Origin of the sequence: Azospirillum sp. (genome assembly GCF_035628975.1) — a bacterium.
Lineage (GTDB): Bacteria > Pseudomonadota > Alphaproteobacteria > Azospirillales > Azospirillaceae > Azospirillum.
Genome location: NZ_DASPIS010000077.1, coordinates 24,598 through 41,256, shown reverse-complemented (window position 1 = coordinate 41,256; position 16,659 = coordinate 24,598). Strand labels below are relative to the sequence as shown.

General features: G+C 60.9%; 13 protein-coding genes and 1 pseudogene. 5 read left to right on the top strand and 9 right to left on the bottom strand.

All coding sequences use genetic code 11. The features are described from left to right. Positions 1-2: 2 nt before the first annotated feature. The 5 genes from VD964_RS16770 to VD964_RS16750 all read right to left on the bottom strand — a co-directional run bounded on the left by VD964_RS16770 (position 3) and on the right by VD964_RS16750 (position 4,803). Positions 3-1,454, bottom strand: coding sequence for an aldehyde dehydrogenase family protein (locus tag VD964_RS16770; RefSeq protein WP_324869659.1), 1,452 nt, complete (start codon positions 1,452-1,454; stop codon positions 3-5). 14 nt (positions 1,455-1,468) lie between these two features. After that, positions 1,469-2,314: an oxidoreductase gene (locus VD964_RS16765; protein WP_324869658.1), complete on the bottom strand. Its 846-nt coding sequence runs from the start codon at positions 2,312-2,314 to the stop codon at positions 1,469-1,471. A gap of 2 nt (positions 2,315-2,316) precedes the next feature. Continuing rightward, positions 2,317-2,589, bottom strand: coding sequence for a hypothetical protein (locus tag VD964_RS16760; RefSeq protein WP_324869657.1), 273 nt, complete (start codon positions 2,587-2,589; stop codon positions 2,317-2,319). A gap of 302 nt (positions 2,590-2,891) precedes the next feature. Then, positions 2,892-3,503, bottom strand: a complete 612-nt coding sequence (locus VD964_RS16755; RefSeq protein ID WP_324869656.1) for an AraC family transcriptional regulator — start codon at positions 3,501-3,503, stop codon at positions 2,892-2,894. A 496-nt stretch (positions 3,504-3,999) separates the two neighbouring features. Beyond that, the gene (locus VD964_RS16750) at positions 4,000-4,803 is read right to left on the bottom strand and encodes an SDR family oxidoreductase (protein ID WP_324869655.1); all 804 of its coding nucleotides are present in this window, start codon (positions 4,801-4,803) and stop codon (positions 4,000-4,002) included. A 280-nt stretch (positions 4,804-5,083) separates the two neighbouring features. On the opposite strand from VD964_RS16750, the gene VD964_RS16745 reads away from it, so the two are divergent. Beyond that, the gene (locus VD964_RS16745) at positions 5,084-8,077 is read left to right on the top strand and encodes an ATP-binding protein (protein ID WP_324869654.1); all 2,994 of its coding nucleotides are present in this window, start codon (positions 5,084-5,086) and stop codon (positions 8,075-8,077) included. Between the two features lie 160 nt (positions 8,078-8,237). On the opposite strand, the gene VD964_RS16740 is transcribed toward VD964_RS16745, so the two are convergent. Beyond that, positions 8,238-9,581, bottom strand: coding sequence for an MFS transporter (locus tag VD964_RS16740; protein ID WP_324869653.1), 1,344 nt, complete (start codon positions 9,579-9,581; stop codon positions 8,238-8,240). A gap of 446 nt (positions 9,582-10,027) precedes the next feature. Between VD964_RS16740 and VD964_RS16735 the strand changes: the two genes are divergently transcribed. From VD964_RS16735 to VD964_RS16720, 4 genes are all read left to right on the top strand, one after another. Further along, positions 10,028-10,504, top strand: a complete 477-nt coding sequence (locus VD964_RS16735; protein WP_324869652.1) for a (2Fe-2S)-binding protein — start codon at positions 10,028-10,030, stop codon at positions 10,502-10,504. Position 10,505: 1 nt separating this feature from the next. Continuing rightward, on the top strand, positions 10,506-12,662 hold the full coding sequence (locus tag VD964_RS16730; protein WP_324869651.1) for a xanthine dehydrogenase family protein molybdopterin-binding subunit: 2,157 nt from the start codon (positions 10,506-10,508) through the stop codon (positions 12,660-12,662). Between the two features lie 2 nt (positions 12,663-12,664). Beyond that, complete coding sequence (locus VD964_RS16725) at positions 12,665-13,318, top strand: hypothetical protein (RefSeq protein ID WP_324869650.1); 654 nt, start codon at positions 12,665-12,667, stop codon at positions 13,316-13,318. Between the two features lie 510 nt (positions 13,319-13,828). Further along, entirely contained in the window at positions 13,829-14,635 is an 807-nt protein-coding gene (locus VD964_RS16720; RefSeq protein WP_324869649.1) for an SDR family oxidoreductase, read from the top strand. A gap of 129 nt (positions 14,636-14,764) precedes the next feature. Here the strand turns inward: VD964_RS16720 and VD964_RS16715 are convergent, their stop codons facing one another. The 3 genes and pseudogenes from VD964_RS16715 to VD964_RS16700 form a co-directional block, all read right to left on the bottom strand. Then, positions 14,765-14,980 carry a DDE-type integrase/transposase/recombinase gene (locus VD964_RS16715; RefSeq protein WP_414637177.1) on the bottom strand — a complete coding sequence of 72 codons (216 nt, stop codon included), beginning with the start codon at positions 14,978-14,980 and terminating at the stop codon, positions 14,765-14,767. A 334-nt stretch (positions 14,981-15,314) separates the two neighbouring features. Further along, positions 15,315-15,689, bottom strand: a pseudogene (locus VD964_RS16710) (IS5/IS1182 family transposase); the annotation flags it as partial. Positions 15,690-16,214: 525 nt separating this feature from the next. Next, positions 16,215-16,646 carry a hypothetical protein gene (locus VD964_RS16700; protein WP_324869648.1) on the bottom strand — a complete coding sequence of 144 codons (432 nt, stop codon included), beginning with the start codon at positions 16,644-16,646 and terminating at the stop codon, positions 16,215-16,217. Positions 16,647-16,659 lie beyond the last annotated feature (13 nt).

The following is a 16,659-nucleotide window of genomic DNA, read 5'->3' as shown; positions in this document are numbered from 1 at the left end:
AGTCACAACCGAATAATGACCGACTTGAGTTGACTGTAGTGGCCCAAAGCCTCAATTCCCTGCTCGCGGCCGTAGCCGCTCTGCCGGAAGCCGCCACAGGGCGTTTGGACGAAGCCACCGCCATACTCGTTGACGACGATCCTCCCTGCGTCGAGCCGCGCCGCAACACGGTGAACCCGGCCGATGTCGCGGCTCCAGATTCCCGCGGAGAGGCCGAAGTCGCTGTCGTTGGCGATACGGATCGCATCCGCCTCGTCCTTGAAGGGGATCACCACCACGACGGGGCCGAAAATCTCCTCACGCGCGAGCAAGTCATGGTTGGAAACTCCGGTATAGACAGTCGGCGCCACGTACCAGCCGTCACCGAAACGGCCGCCGCTGAGCGCCTTGCCGCCAATTGCGCAGGTGAGCCCCTCCTTTTCGGCGATGTCGAAGTAGCTTCGGATCTTCTCATATTGCGCGCGGGTCGTGATCGGACCGGACGTAGCGTCGTCCTCGGGCCCAACCCGCAGCTTTGCCACTTCCGCGACGAACTTCTCAACGAAGGGGTCGTGGATGTTCTCCTGTACGAGAAGCCGCGTCCCAGCTGCACACCATTGCCCGCTGTTCCAAGTGAAGGCCCACACCGAGCCTCTGGCTGCCGCATCAAGATCGCAATCGTCGAACACGATGTTCGCCGATTTGCCGCCGAGTTCTAGCGTCAACGGCAGGATCCGGTCGGCGGCGAGTTTGCCCAGTTCCCGTCCGGCGCGGACACTGCCGGTGAGTGAGATCTTCTGAATCGCGGGATGCTCGACCATCGCCGGGCCGATCACCGTCCCGCGGCCGACCACGACGTTGAACAACCCGGGGGGGAGCCCGGCTTTCTCGACCGCGAGCCGCGCCAGCGTGACCAGTGAGCCAGGCGTGAACTCCGAGGGCTTGGCAACCACGCCGTTGCCTGCCGCCAGCGCCGGGGCGATCGCCCGGGCCGCCTGATGGAGCGGCGCGTTCCAAGGCAGGATCACGCCGATCACGCCGAACGGATCGCGGCGGGTGTAGACATGATAGTGGGGCCCCTGATTGATCACCTCGCCGTCCATCGCATTGACAATGCCGCCGTAGAATTCGAAGAATTGGGCGGTGAGGTCGATCAGTGCGGGCATCTCATGCGCCGGCTTGCCGGTCTCCTCACTTTCAATTTGGCCGAGCCGTTCGCCATGGAGTCGGATCACCCGGCCGACTTCGACAAGGATCCGGCCGCGCTCGAAAGGGCGCAGGTCGCGCCAAGCCTGCTGCGCGACATCGGCGGCGTCGGCCGCCTGGACCAAGTCTTCGAGATTGCTCTGGGCGACCCGCTTGAGCGGCACGCCGGTGCGCGGATTGATCTTATCGGAATAGATCCCGCCACTGGGCGGCAAGCAGCGTCCGCCGACATAGCTATCGACGCGTTCGAGGGCGGTTGTGTCAAGCATGGCCTCTCCTCCTCTCAGACCGTCACGGGGGCGGCGGCGAAGTCGGTCGAGACCGACACATGGCGCCACTCAGCGAGGATTGCGGAATCGGCTGCATGCTTGGCTTCGATCGCGTTGACAGTGTCGCTGCCGAGCGGCAGACGGACCGGCGGATTGGGCGCATCGACGAAGGCGACAAGCACGTGCGCCAACTTTTCCGGATCACCGGGCTGGCCGTGATTGAGGTCGCCGGCTCGGCCGCGCACCGCGCCGGCAGTGTCATTATAGTCGTCGATCCGGAGCGAGCTTACCGTGAGCGAGCTCGAGTCGAGAAAGTCGGTGCGGAAATAGCCCGGCTCGACCACCGTCACATGGATGCCGAGCGGTTCAAGCTCGGCGTGCAGCGCTTCGGATAGTCCCTCGACCGCGAATTTTGTCGAGGAATAGACGCCGAAGCCCGCCGCGCCACGATAGCCTCCAATCGACGAGATATTAAGTATGCGGCCGGAGCGCTGAGCCCGCATGTAGGGAAGCGCCGCGCGGGTGACGCTGAGCAGACCGAATACATTAGTGCGATACAGCGCCTCGACTTCCTGGGCCGTCGCTTCTTCGACGGCGCCAAGCAGACCGAATCCGGCGTTATTGAGCAGGACGTCAATGCGGCCGAAGCTTTCGAAGGCGCGGGCCGTTGCTGCGCGGGCCTGCTCTTCGCTGGTCACATCGAGCGGCAGCGCCAGCAAGTTCGGATGGCTCCCCAACCGTTCGATCACGGTGGCAGGTTTGCGCGCCGTGGCGACCACGTTGTCACCTCGCTCAAGCGCCAGCTGCGCGATTCGTCCGCCGAAGCCGCGTGATGCGCCGGTAATGAACCAAGTTTTCATGATCAACCTCCTTTTAGTTGAACACCGTGTTCGAGCGGACGACGAAGCACCTCGACGCCCTCATCGAAATCACCGCCGTCTCGATCCTCTTTCAGCGTTGCAAGCGGCTGATGCGGCAGGCCGACGGCGCGTGACGTCTTCGAACACGCGCTGAGGGCAATGTAACCGGCTAAGATGCCGGGTTGGCGCCGCTGCGGAACCGATCCCCGTTCCAGGCGGTGCGCCTGCACCGTCAGCAGCATAGCCGCAGCGTGCTCGCCCTCCTCGTCGAGCATCCTGGCCTGTATGCGGAGCATGAAGGCAAGGTCGCGCCGAAGCCGCCAGTTTTGGGTTGAGCCTGATGACGGTCTGCAATCCGTTGCTCGTCCTGTCATTGTTATCGCTCCGTTTCTCCACATGTGAAGCTCACGCGTGGCAATGGCGGTGGGGTGGCGCGCGCCAGTACGCCGGCGCGGTCCGTCCCCTTTGCTTTCGTTCGAAGGGCACCTCCTGCCCGGAGTTCGGGGATTTGGGGGACATACCTGGAAACGCCGGAGGTGTGCCCTGTGTCAGGCTGCTGGGTGGAACCCGCCGGCCATCAGATATGAACCAGTTCGCGCTGATGCCTACGGCGCCACATGCGTGGCGTCTCGCCAGCGAAACGGTGGAAAATCCGCGAGAAATGCGATTGGTCGGAAAACCCACAACTAAGTGTGATCTGAGACAGCGGTTCGTTGGTCGTCTCCAGCATTTCCTTTGCGCGGGTGACACGCCGCTGGATGATGTAGGCGTGCGGCGGAAGGCCAAAGCTATTCTTGAACGCCCGGTGGAAACATCTGCAGTTCATCTTAGCGATAGCCGCTAAGTCCTTGTTCCGAATCGCCAACTCCAGATGCCCGTCGATATAAGCGGTTACTCGCCGCACCTGCCACGGGGCAAGGCCGGTCCGGAACGGAACGGACATCTCGGCTTCGGACGTTTTCAACACCAATTTGGTGTTGGAAATCTGCACTTGTGTGAGCGCCAACAGGAGGCATTCCTCGATCGTTTTGTGGTCCCGCCCCAAGATGTGCCGGGCGACCTTCAGCAACGACTCCGCCGCTGACACGGTACCGCCGGCGCTGGCCTCTGGCACGGGGGAAAACGCGACCCCGTCGATCGAAAGCCCCTTGGGAGCCGTTACCATCGGCTCGCGATCGATCATGTTCATTCCAACCCCTCGTTGGGAAAAGACATCGCGCATTTGATATTTCCCCGATGTCAGAACTTCCATTCACTCAGTCATAGATTTTCTTTGTCATATCATTAGTAGCACAATAATTCGGAAGCATATCCTGAGGCTTCCCTGCAGCTTGTCATCGCCATCTGTTGCGGAGCGAAGCCCCCTTCAGGCTGGTGATTGCAGTTCGCTGGTCGGGGTTGGATCAACCCCGATACAGTGGAATAGACGGGCACGCCGTGTTCAATCCCAGGCAAGGTGGCCTAGCGTACATCATGTCCAGAATGCTATGGATCGCTCCATCGCTGTCCAGGGCATGGGAAACAAGCTTCATGGCAGGTCTAGCCCTCTTCCGGCCGGGGCTTCAGCGCGTGGCTTGCCTTGGATCGTGAAGTGCACCGAATAGCGGCCACAACGGATGGAAGTACAGCATCAGGACTATACCAACGTTCGAACTTTATTGAACGTGCTGGTATAGAAGCAATCATTAAAAGCATTTTTCCCATGCTTCGGCCTGCTTTCTCTTAATCATCTCCTCCACGTGCTTGGGAACAACATTCCGGAATTTGCCATCGGCCGCCGGAACAATCTCAATCATTGCCTCAATCATTTCAGCAGGGTCCATTCGGCCCTGCGGCGTGCTCAATATACTGTCGTAGACCTGCCGCATGGTCGCCGACATGGTGAAATTCCGTGCATCGTCCAGCCAGCGGAAAGGCGTATCGGCTATGGATTCGTTGAACCCAGTCAGGAAGGTTCCGGGGTTGATCGTTTGAACCTTGATGCCGAAGGGACCGAGTTCCTGCTGCATGGCTTCGGCAATTGCCTCCAGCCCATGCTTGCTTGAGGCGTATGCGCCGAAGCCGGGCGGCGTGAACAAACCAGCTATAGACGACATGAAGATGACTTTTGCAGTCTTATTCCCTTCGATCCACTTACGCACGAATCCCTGGGTAAGTGCGAGAGGAGCGAAGAGGTTGTTCTCGAAGACCCGACGCACGAGTTCAACCGGGATCTCGCTCACCGGCCCGCCCTCGCCAATGCCGGCATTGTTGAGGAGGACGTCAATGTCCCAAGTGAGTGCGTGAGTAACGTCAAACGGATCAAGAAGATCGAGCTTCTCAACCCTAAGATTCGACAAGCCAAGCGCGAGTGCCTTTTCTCGCAGCATGGTAACTTGCGGCGAGATCTGCGCCGTGGCGATGACATCGTGGCCTGCGTGCGCGAGGCCGATCGCAGCTCCCTCGCCGAGGCCAGAGCCGGCGCCGGTTATGAGGATGGTCTTCGTCATATTCAGGGCCTTTCGAGCAAGGACGGACGAGGTGCGTCATCGTCGCGACCGATCTCTCAACGGCTTGGCCGACACAGCGACGCAATGCCAGTCGTTTTGCTGGACCCTAGGATGTCCGACGAAGGCCGTTTTAAGCCAATTAGGCCTTGTTAGGTGTTGTTTAGCCTTGTGTGCGCGTGATGATCGCTTAAAAAAGCGTGAACAGAGCCGGGCAATAGGTGATATCTTCGAGGTGGATTGTGGCACGACCGTCCAGAGTTGATCTCGAAGGAACCACAACGTGCATCAAACTCGCCATGGCATGTCGTTCGGGCCGTTCCGCATCTTTCCGAGCGAGCGGCTCCTCGAGAAGGATGGGAATCCCGTTCCGGTGGGGAGCAGGGCGTTTGATCTCTTGACCGCCCTCGTCGAAAAGGCCGGCGACATCGTTGGAAAAGAAGAACTTGTCTCCCGGGCCTGGCCAGACCTTACGGTGGATGAGAGTAGCCTCAGGTTCCAGATCGCGGGCCTGCGCAAGGTGCTCGGCGACGGGCAGTCTGGTGCCCGCTACATCTCAAACGTGGCGGGCCGCGGCTACTGCTTGGTAATGCCGACGGTGTCGATTGACGCGACACCTCGTGCCTCTGTGGCGCGCACGGAGCAAACGGGCACGCCACACGGACTTCCCCGCCAGTTGACCCGAATGGTTGGACGGGACGAGACCGTCCGCCGAATCAATGATCACCTGAGCAGGAAGCGGTTCCTGACAATCCACGGGCCTGGCGGCATCGGCAAGACGACCGTGGCTGTGGCTGTGGCGCACGCCCAACTGGACGCCTTTGGCGGCGCGGTGTACTTTCTGGATCTGGGTTTGCTTGCGGATCCCGCATTCGTGAGCGACGCGCTGGCTTCAGCGCTCGGCCTGAAAGCACAGGCTGCTGATCCAATTCCGGAGATCATCGACTTCCTGCGCGAGCGTCGGGCTCTCATCGTTCTTGATAGCTGCGAACACGTCATCGGCGCCGCGGCGGCGTTGGCCGAGCAAATCCATCAGGACGCGCCAGCGGTGGCCCTACTTGCCACGAGTCGCGAGCCCCTTAAGGTTGAGGGCGAGCACGTCCACGAGCTGCGCCCCTTGGAAAGGCCGCCTGACCGGGACGACCTCACCATATCGCAGGTCCTGAGCTTCCCGGCGACGCATCTCTTTGCTGATCGCGCTGCAGCAAGCGGTTACAGCGCTGAACTGACCGATGCCGACGCGGCGATCGTGACCCAAATCTGCCGCAAACTCGATGGCATCGCTCTCGCCATCGAGTTGGTCGCCAGCCGAGTGGCCATCCATGGGCTGCGCGAGACGGCGTCGCTTCTCGACGGCCGACTGCGGCTCCTATGGCGGGGCCGACGCACCGCACTGCCGCGTCACCAGACGCTCAACGCAACGCTCGACTGGAGCTACGACCTAGTTAGCGATGTGGAGCGGACGGTTCTGCGTCGCCTATCGATCTTCATCGGTCCGTTCGTCCGCTTGGCCGCGGAAGCCGTTGCATCAGACGATGACCTCGACGCGGTACGGATCGTTGAGGCTTTGGAGGGGCTGGTCTCCAAATCTCTTGTCTCAGTCAAACAGGGTGCCGTCACGTCACAGTATCGGCTGCTCGATACGACCCGAGCCTACGCGAACGTGAAGCTGGTCGAGAGTAGAGAACTGGACCGTGTCAGCAGAAGTCACGCGGTCTACGTTTGCAATGCGCTGCAGGAAATGAAGGCTTCTCCATCGGCGGCAAGTTGCACGCAAAACTTTGTCGACCCAAGAGATTTTCTCGGGGACGTTCGCGCTTCACTCAAATGGAGCTTCTCTGGTCAAAACAATTGCGAACTGGCTGTGAGTCTGGCTGCGGCTGCGGTCAGCTTTTTCAATGGACTGTCACTTCTGAACGAATCTCGCCATTGGGGCGAAGCGGCGCTTTCGGCGCTCAACGATGCCATTCGAGGCACCGCTGTCGAACTTCAATTGCAAGCCGCGCTCGGACACTCCTTAATGTTTATCGAGGGCAATGGCGAACAGGCGCGATCTGCGCTGGAGCGCGCGCTGGAAATTGCTGAACGGATCGGGGATCAACCCAACCAATTTCGCCTCCTGAGCCGCCTACACATGTATTACCGGCGAAGGGGCGAAATTTCGTTGCTGATACCAATTGCGCGACGCCTCGAGAGCCTCGCCATGCAAATGGGGGACTCGACCGGCATCGCGGCGGCTCACAATCTGCTCGGCGTTTCGCATCATCTCGTCGGGGACCAACACGCCGCGCACGAGCATTTGGCGAGGGCGCTTCATCTGGCCGAGTTCCAGCGCGTTACTCCAAGCCACTTCGCCTTCCACCGCAATCCCTACATTGCGCTGTCACGGACCCTGTGGCTCCAGGGATATCCGGAGCAAGCGATCGCGACGGCAAAACCCCTGGCAACCGACACGACGACGGATGTGGTGACGTATTGCATTAGTCTGATCTGGGGGGCTGCGGTCTTCGAATGGGTTGGGGATTGGGAAGCGGTCGAAGAGCTGAGGGACCGCCTCATGTTCTATGCCACCAGCCATTCCCTTCGGCCGTATCAGGCGGTGGCCCTTGGCTTGCAGGGAGAATCCCTGATCCAAGCTGGGCAGGTCGATGACGGCATTGACCTCCTACAGCGCGCCATTACAGCGCTTCGTGCGGATCAGTACGAACTTTATACCTCAGGATTCGGAGGCTGGCTGGCCATGGGCCTCGCTACGTCCGGTCGTGTCGCGGTGGCGCGCACGACTATTGATGACGTACTGGCTCGTGTTCTGCTCCACGGCACCTCCCTTGAACTCGCGGAACTGCTGCGCATTCGCGGCGAGATTCAGGTGCACCAAGGCGACGAGGTCGAAGCGATCTCCAGTTTCCGCCAAGCCATTGAGCTTGCTAGTCGGCAAGGCGCGCTCTCGTGGCGGCTACGTGCATCGATGAGCCTTGCACGGTTGAAACTCTGTCGTGATGGCTCTTACGCAGCACACGATATCTTGTCCGATACCTATTCCCATTTCACGGAGGGCTTCGCGACACGGGATCTCATGGTCGCGCGCAGCCTGCTCGACGATCTAACCGCCACTGGAGTTTCACAGATCGACATGCGCGATCCAGCCGAGCAACGGCTCGCGGAGTATCGCCCGCGGACACGCCTTTCTGCGCCGACCAGAGACAATTCTGCCCCCGGGCGAAGCAAATCCGTCGCCTCACAAGGAAGCGTGGATAGCAAGACGGGATCAGGTTGAGCACGCCATCCTGACCAAGCCATTGGCCGTTTCAGGCCCAAGACGTTCTCCACGTGCCACCATCCGGTTTCGCATCGGGAACACGAAGGTTGCCGGGTCTCGGATGGCGCGGTCGGCCCCGCGTTCCCGAAGGGAACTTCCGCTCCGGCCGGCATAGTCTTCAGCTGACGCTTTCGACCGACATCAAACCACGAGCCCGCCAGTTCAGCCCCGCCACGACCAGCAATGGCACGGAACTGACGACGAGCGCCCAGCGAAGCCCCTCGATGGTACCCAAGCCCGATGTTGCGAGTGCGTCGCTCGTAAGTCCGACAAACAGTGGGCCAAGCCCAAGGCCTATCAGGTTGACGCCCAAACCGTATATAGCGGCTGCGGTTGCGCGCGCCCGTGGGCGTACAAGCCCTTGTACTGCGGTGAAGCCGCCGATGCTGCCGATCCCGCTTATAAGGAAATGAACAGCCAGCAGCGTGAGCGCACCCACGGCATCAGATATTAAGAGAGCCAAGGTGAAGACCGGGATGCGGATGAGAGCCGCGATGGCTGGAAGCGTAGCGTAGGCGCGATAGCCGTCACCGTCGATCCGGTCTGTGATCCAACCGCCGGCGATGACTCCAAGCACGCCGGTCAGGCCCCTGGCCAAGCCTAAAGCGAGACCGAGGAAAGCCGCAGCTCCTAAGGCCATTCCAAGGAGGCCGCCAAGGTCAGTTGCCATCGACTTGAGTGCTTCCCCGTGCGCTCTGAAAAAGAACGAGGCGATGAAGGCTGATTGACCGAAGTTCACGAACATCATGGATGCGCCTCCGGCCGCGACAAGCAGGAAAGCCTTCTTGGAGAAAATTTCGCGGAGCGCTTCGGTAAATGGGATTGGAGGCTCGTTCGTAATAACCGCACTCCCTGAGCGTTTTGGGTCGCGCAAAGTCAAAACCATCAGCGGGGCTAAGATAAGGCCCGGTACGCCCGCAACGATGAAGGCAGTGCGCCAACCATAGGCGTCCATCACGAGGCCGCCGAGAGCTAGCCCTAGCAGTCCTCCCAGCGGAATTCCGACAGAGAAAAAGGCAATCGCCGTAGCCCGCTTCCGCTTTGATACATAATCAGCGATCAGTGAGTGCGCGGGGGCGATCCCGCCTGCTTCACCAACTCCGACAAACATGCGGGCCACAAGCAACTGTCCGAACCCAGAGGTCATGCCCGATGCTACTGTGGCAATGCTCCAGACTGCCACCGAAGCGGCGATCACGAGCACTCTGTTGCCCCGATCTGCTAGCCATGCCATGGGCAAGGTCAGGGTCGCATGGAAGGCGGCAAACGCCAATCCCGTGAGAATGCCAAGCTGTGTGTCGCTGAGGCTGAACTCTTGTTTGATCGGCTCAGCAAGAATGTTGACGACTTGCCGATCCAGAAAATTCAGGGCGCAACTTAGCATCAATACGAGAAGAGCGTGTCGAGTATATATATTATAGACGTTCATTTCCGATGATGAGCTAATCTTGGACGATGTCATGATTGGCTCCGTTCTGTCCTTGGATTCAGAAAGCGTCCCGTCTCTTTTTGAATGGCGCAAATCCCTGGACCGGATGATTGATCAAGCCTGGGGTCGGGCTGACAAGTGTGCATGTAAGCCGCTGAAACCATGTACGATTCTGGTGCCGGAACTGTTTCACCACGGATCCACGGAGTTCATTCCGGCCACGGCCGAGCTTAGCAGAAGCCCGCCCAGCCTGTCACTGAAGGCTGCCGAAACCATCAAACGCGCCGGTTCCCGTCCCGCCTTGCGCTCCTTGCCAACTGCAGCATACGGGCCGGCTTCGCGCCTTATACATCACGCCACAGGACATGATGCTCACACCAACTCACAAAGCCTAACTCGCCTGTCCAAACCACCCCGTCTAGGCTGCAAATCGCCGCTGCTTGGACAGCGGGAAATGACGACCAGCGCGGGAGCGCAGGATGCCATACAATCTAAACATCAACGGCACGAGCTATTCGGTCGATGTCGATGGCGACACACCGTTGCTCTGGGCCATCCGCGACGTTATCGGCTTGACCGGGACCAAGTTCGGCTGCGGCATCGCTATGTGCGGTGCCTGTACGGTCCACCTCGACGGACAGGCGGCCCGCTCATGCGTCATATCGGTCGAGGACGCTGCATCAATGGCCATCACGACCATTGAAGCGATCGGCGAAACGGATGCAGGCGCTCGCGTTCAACAGGCGTGGCTCAGGAACGAGGTCGTGCAATGCGGCTACTGCCAGTCCGGGCAGGTCATGGCCGCGGCGGCCTTGCTCAACGCCAATTCCTCGCCAACCGACGAGGACATCGACGCCGTGATGGCCGGCAATATCTGTCGCTGTGGCACCTATCCACGCATCCGTGCCGCCATCAAGCACGCGGCGACCATGGTGCTCACCGAGGGGAGCAAATGAGATGAGCCGTCCCTCCACAGCCGCTTTCAACCAGCTCTCCCGCCGCGCATTCCTAATCTCGGCAACGTTCGCCGGCGGTGGCCTGTTGATCGGCCCGCGCTTCATCTCGCCGGCCGCAGCCGCCGAGACGTTCGTTCCGAACCCCTTCATCCGGATTCCACCGGCCGGCCCAATCGAGCTGATCGTGCCCTCTGCGGAAATGGGTCAGGGCGTCTACATGGGCATTGCCACGCTCATCGCCGAAGAGTTGGAGGTCACGCTGGAGCAGATACGGATCGTGGCAGCCCCGGCCGATCCCTCACGTTACGCGCACCCGATGCTCGGTGATCAGGTGACGGGCGGCTCGGTGACCATCCGCGGCTTCTGGGAACCGATGCGTCACGCAGGCGCCGCGGCTCGGATGACGCTGATCGCGGCGGCCGCGAGGGAATGGGGCGTTCCGACCCCGGCGTGCCGAGCCGAAGGTGGCGAGGTGCTGCATCCGGAGAGCGGCCGCCGTCTGCCCTATGGCGCGCTCGCGGAGAAGGCTGCCCGAGAACCGCTGCCGGAGCGCGTCAATCTGAAGCCGGCGGCGGAGTTCAAGCTGATCGGGAAGTCGCTGCCGCGTATCGACAGTCCGGACAAGGTGAACGGCAAAGCGGTTTACGGCCTCGACGCCCGCCCGCCCGGCGTGAAATTCGCTGCTATCGCTATCTGCCCGACCTTCGGAGGAACGTTGAAGGCAATGGATGACAGCGCGACGCTCCGTATCAAGGGCGTGCGTCAGATTGTCCGGCTCAGCGACGCGGTCGCTGTCGTCGCCGACCACACCGGCGCCGCCCGCAAAGGGCTCGCCGCGTTGCGACTCACCTGGGACCCAGGGGGAAACGGCGGCCTCACCACCGCCGAGCTTGAACGCCGCGCCGACGCCGCCATGGCTGGTGAAGCGCTCGTGGCGCACGACAGCGGCAACGTAACCGAGACCGAAGCGGTCAAGTCCGACGGCATCGATGCGGTGTACCGGTTGCCCATCCTTGCCCATACGGCCATGGAGCCGATGAACTGCACCGTGCATGTGCGCCCCGACGCCTGCGAGGTCTGGGTCGGCACACAGGTGGCAGGGCGCGCCCGGCAGGCGGCCGCGCAGGTCATTGGTCTGCCGGTCGAAAAGGTGGTCGTGCACAACCACCTGCTGGGTGGCGGCTTCGGCCGGCGCCTGGACCACGATGGCATCGTCATGGCCACCCGGGTGGCGCAGCGGGTGGACGGGCCCGTGCAGGTGGTGTGGAGCCGCGAGGAGGACATCCGTCACGATTCCTTCCGCTATCTCAACCTCAGCAGGCTCACTGTGCGGTTCGGTCCGGACGGCATGCCGGTTTCCTGGCGCCATCGCGTCGTTGGCCCGGCAGTGATGGCACGCTTCCTACCGGTCCTGTTCAAGGATGGGATTGATCTCGACATTACCGGCGGTGCGGAGAGCCCATACGACATCCCCAACAAGCGCGTGGAGTACGTGCGGCACGAGGGACCTGACGGCATGCTGACCGGCAACTGGCGTGGCGTCGGCCCCACCCGCAATGCCCCGGCCATTGAGGGCGGAATCGACGAGGCGGCTCACCGCGCCGGCCGTGATCCCGTGGAGTACCGGCGACAACTTCTCGGCGGCAATGTGCGGCTACGCACGGTGTTGGATCTCGCCGCCGACCGCTCGGGATGGGGAACGCCGCTGGGACCTGAACGTGGCCGTGGTGTGGCCGTGTTGGCAGATTTCGGGAGCTTTGCCGCCTTAGTCGCACAGGTGCATGTCGCTCAAAACGGCAGCCTAAGGGTTGAGCGCATCGTCTGCGCTGTCGATTGTGGGCAAGTGATCAATCCCGACATTCTGCGGCAGCAGGTCGAGAGCGGTGTTATCTATGGCCTGAGTGCCGCGCTCTACGGCCGCGTCACCATCGTAAACGGGGCTGTTGTCGAGGGCAATTTCGACGACTCCCCGGTCCTGCGCATCCACGAATGCCCCCCGATCGAGGTGCATCTCGTGCCGAGCACCGAGGCACCAGGCGGTGTCGGCGAACTCGGCACGCCCGTGGTCGCGCCCGCACTCATGAACGCGGTCTTCGCGGCTACCGGCAAGCGGCTCCGAGAATTGCCAATCAACACCCATCTGCTGAGGAGGCCGTGATCATGGTGCAGCGCTCTCGCCATCTCGTCCTGCTCGCCCTCGCCTCGATCACCGCCACCACCATCGCGTTCGGACCCGGGCACGGCGGCGCGGAGCCGGCGCCTCCGGGTGTGGACGCGGCACGCCCCTTGAAGAGTGTCACCGCGTTCCAATCGATTGAGGATACTCGGGCGCGCTCGCGCGCGCTCTTTCATGAAGCGGCAAAGGTCATCACTGACCCGCGCTGCATGAACTGCCACCCAGCCAGTCGTCAGCCGACGCAAGGCGACGACATGCATCCGCATGTTCCTTTCATGCAAGCGGGCTTAACTGGCTTCGGCGTGAATGGGTTGACCTGCAACACGTGCCATCGCACGGACAACAACACCCTTCTTGGTAGTCGCGTCGGCTCCATTCCCGGCAGCGCCCATTGGCTGCTCGCTCCGGAGAGCATGAGTTGGCAGGGTCTGACGCTCGGTGCCATCTGTCGCCAAATCAAGGATCCGACCCGCAACGGTGGCCGCTCCCTCGCCCAAATCCGCCAGCACATGGCCGAGGACCATCTCGTGGGTTGGGCATGGCATCCCGGCGAGGGACGCCGCCCGGCCCCGGGCAGCCAAGCCGAATTCGGGGCGCTTATTTCTGCCTGGATCGAAACAGGCGCCGAGTGCCCGTGAGGGTTTTGGTTGCTTCGCTCCAAGCCAGGAGACTCAATATGCGGCATATGAATTAAGTGTTGTCTTGGTGCCTGTGCACAGTGTTTAGAGCAGAGGTCAAAATGATGAAATCAAAAATGACCCGCGTTAACTTAGAGTAAATCTCGTATGCTCAGGTCTATATTTGCCGTGCGATGATCAAACGCCTCCAGACGCGCGTGCCTCAGATCACCAATAGCCTCGTCGATCAATCCTGATCCTGACAAGCGACAATTTCCCGAAGTTAAAGAGAGTCCGGCGATCTATAAGCCTGAATGTAACAGGGGCTCTTCTTTTGAACCGATCAGCCTGCCCTCCATCCGGCTGACCCAGATACGGATGCCCGCCACGGGCCCCCCGCCATTTTCGACATTAAGAAGTACCGGTTCACGTCACATCCTCCATTGCAGGCCCGAAGGTCTCATCATGCAGTAACGCCCCGGTCCTGCGTGCGCCGGCCAGTATCCACCCCAAAGAACAAGGAGTACGACTATGACCAAGAAGACTATTCTCATCACGGGCGCTGGATCCGGCTTCGGCGAAGCTGCCGCCATTGGCATGGCTAAAAACGGCCACAACGTCATTGCTACTGTGCAGGTATCACCTCAGGTCATGCCTTTGCGCCACAAGGCCAAAGAACTCGGACTCAGCAATCTCCGGGTTGAGAGGCTGGATCTAACCGATCCTTATGACGTTGCTCAGGCGCAATCCATGGATTTTGACGTCTTGTGGAACAACGCCGGCCAAGGCGAGAGCGGGCCGGTTTGGGAAATCCCAATTGACCTTGTTCGACGCAATTACGAGATCAATGTCTTTCTGCCGCTAGTGCTGACCCAGGGCGTCGTCCAGAGGTGGATCGCGAACAACAGGGCAGGCAAGGTGGTTTTTACCTCGTCAATGGGGGGACTATTTACCCCAGCCAACTGGGGGACATACGTCTCCACCAAGCACGCGCTTGAGGCAATCGCCGAAGCGTTACAACAGGAACTTGGCCCCTTCGGCATCAAAGTCCAGACCATCAACCCGGGTGCCTACTATACCGGCTATAATGAAACCATGGCCGACAATGCTTTCCGCTGGCTTGACGACAGCAAGCACTTCACCAAGCGCGCTGACCTGCGCAAGGGCTTCGACGACTTTTTCGCAACGCCGGAAGGTCGCATGGATCCGCAGGAGATGATCGACCGGATGATCGAGATTGTTCCGGCCGACACCGGCAAGTTCCGCAACGTGGTTCCGAAGGCGATAGAGGACATGCTGAAGGAACATCAGCTGGCCGCCTGGGAAAAATTGATCTGATATCATACACAGCTGATCGAGATCGATCAGCGCGCCTCAATCGCCAGCAAAACTAGGTCCCGATGAGTTGAACAACCGGGATTTGGAATGGGACGTCTTCGGGCGCGGTGAGCAGCAGGAGCAGGGTCTTCAGCCGGCAATTGCGAACTGGCTGGCGATGAAGCTCGCCTGGGTGGGCATGTCATTGGCGGAAATGGCGGCCACCTGCCCCTTCCGCACCATCGCCAAGGTCTCATAACCGGCGATGGTTCGCCACGCAGTGTGGAAGCTCTTGAACCCAAGCCCCGACCGGACCAGCCGCTTGATGCGACGGCGATCCTGTTCAACGATGTTATTATCCGGCATGAATCAGGCGGTGCCCCCTAATCGGAGCCGAGAGAGCCATTCGGATGTTTTCTTCGTACCGAGACAGGGGCACCGGGAGCATGGATGGTGGGCAGGCCGTAATTACATGGTCGTGTAGCCCGCCAGCTCCCGTGATTGTCGTTGCTGGAAGCGGAGGCGAACCAATGCGCATGGTTGCCCTCGACATCCACCGCACCTTCGCTCAGGTCGTTCTTCTCAAGCAAGGCCACCTGCCGGGCGGGTGCAACTAGTCCAAGACAAGCTGCTGAGCTTCGTCAAGAGACTTTGCGCACAAACTGGCATGAGAGCGGAGTCCACCCGCGGCCGGTGGTGATCAGGCGCCCCTGCGGGAGGCGGGCATGCCCAAGCTGGTCATGATGTTCATGACTTTGCAGCCGCAGGCGGCCTCGACCTGTTGGGCAGACAGATTCCGGGCGCGCAGGGTGCGCCCTTTAGCTGCTTGTCGCGCATCATCGCGACCTCGCCCAAGGAGCGGCGACCGTAGCGGACGTCCCACTGCAAGCCCTGGCGACCACGCTCGGCAAGGCACCGCGGTGGAGCGCGGCGGGATAATCACCTCGGCGTCGGGTGTGTGGGCGGCGACAGCGCGGTAGACCGGCTCACCGTCATAGACGCTGTCCCCCAGCACCGATCCGATCGAGCGCTTGATCAGGTCGAGCAGCGGGCCAATCAGCGAGGCATCGGCGTCCTACATGGTCGTGAGCTCCGAGGTGATTTCGCTCTCGCTCAGACCCAGCCCGAGCGTTGTCGCTTGACCAGCCCCGGTGCGCTCACCCTCGGAGATCACGTGCTGCGTCACCGCGCGGGCCTCGCCTGTCACCTCCACCATGACCCGCCACTTCAATGCGCCCCCGGTTCGCTGCTGTCCCAGCGCGCTTTACCATCCTCCCCCCAGGTTTGAGACGGTTTCGCTGCGATCAGCGGAATATTTCATGAACCAAGACCATGTCGGGTGTGTCGTCACGCAACGTTTGTCGTAAGGCCAAGCGTCCAGCTTCAACATCACCCGTGACATACCGGGCGAGGGGCGCCTTGTCGAACGCGCCTTCAACTCTGCGCCTCGTGTGCTCGCGGAAGCGATGCAGTTCATCAGCCAGCAGCTCGAACTCCAGGACGCATAACGTCGGCGGTGATGCCCGCAACCATCACCTCGCGCCTGCCGGCAAACTTTGCAGCAGAGCCTTCAAATCTTCCGAGGTGTGAACAGTGGGGGTCATCGTTGCGATGCTGTTGCCGGCCATCGTACCTCCTCGCCCACCGTCGAAGCGATACCCTTACCAGTTCTTCGTGCTGCCGACAAAATTGCCGACAGCAGTTTGTCGACGCTGAATGGCATTTCGAGAATCGGCACCTTGTCCTGCATCGCCCAATCTGACGTAAGGAAATCTGCCGCCAAGCCGATTGCGCCGCTCGGGTGCCGACGCAACAGGGTTTCGATCTCGTCCACACCGCTTACCAAGTCGATGTTGAACAGTACAACGTCGGGTGTAGCTTCGCACAGCGCCGCAGCCAACTCGGTGCGCGTGGAAACCGCTTCGCACCCTCCCACACCCCACTGTTCAAGCATCAGGCGGAGGCCTGACACAATTGCGGGATTGGCCTCGGCAACTACGATTTGGACATTACCTAGCATGGACATCGTCATTCCGCCTGTTGAG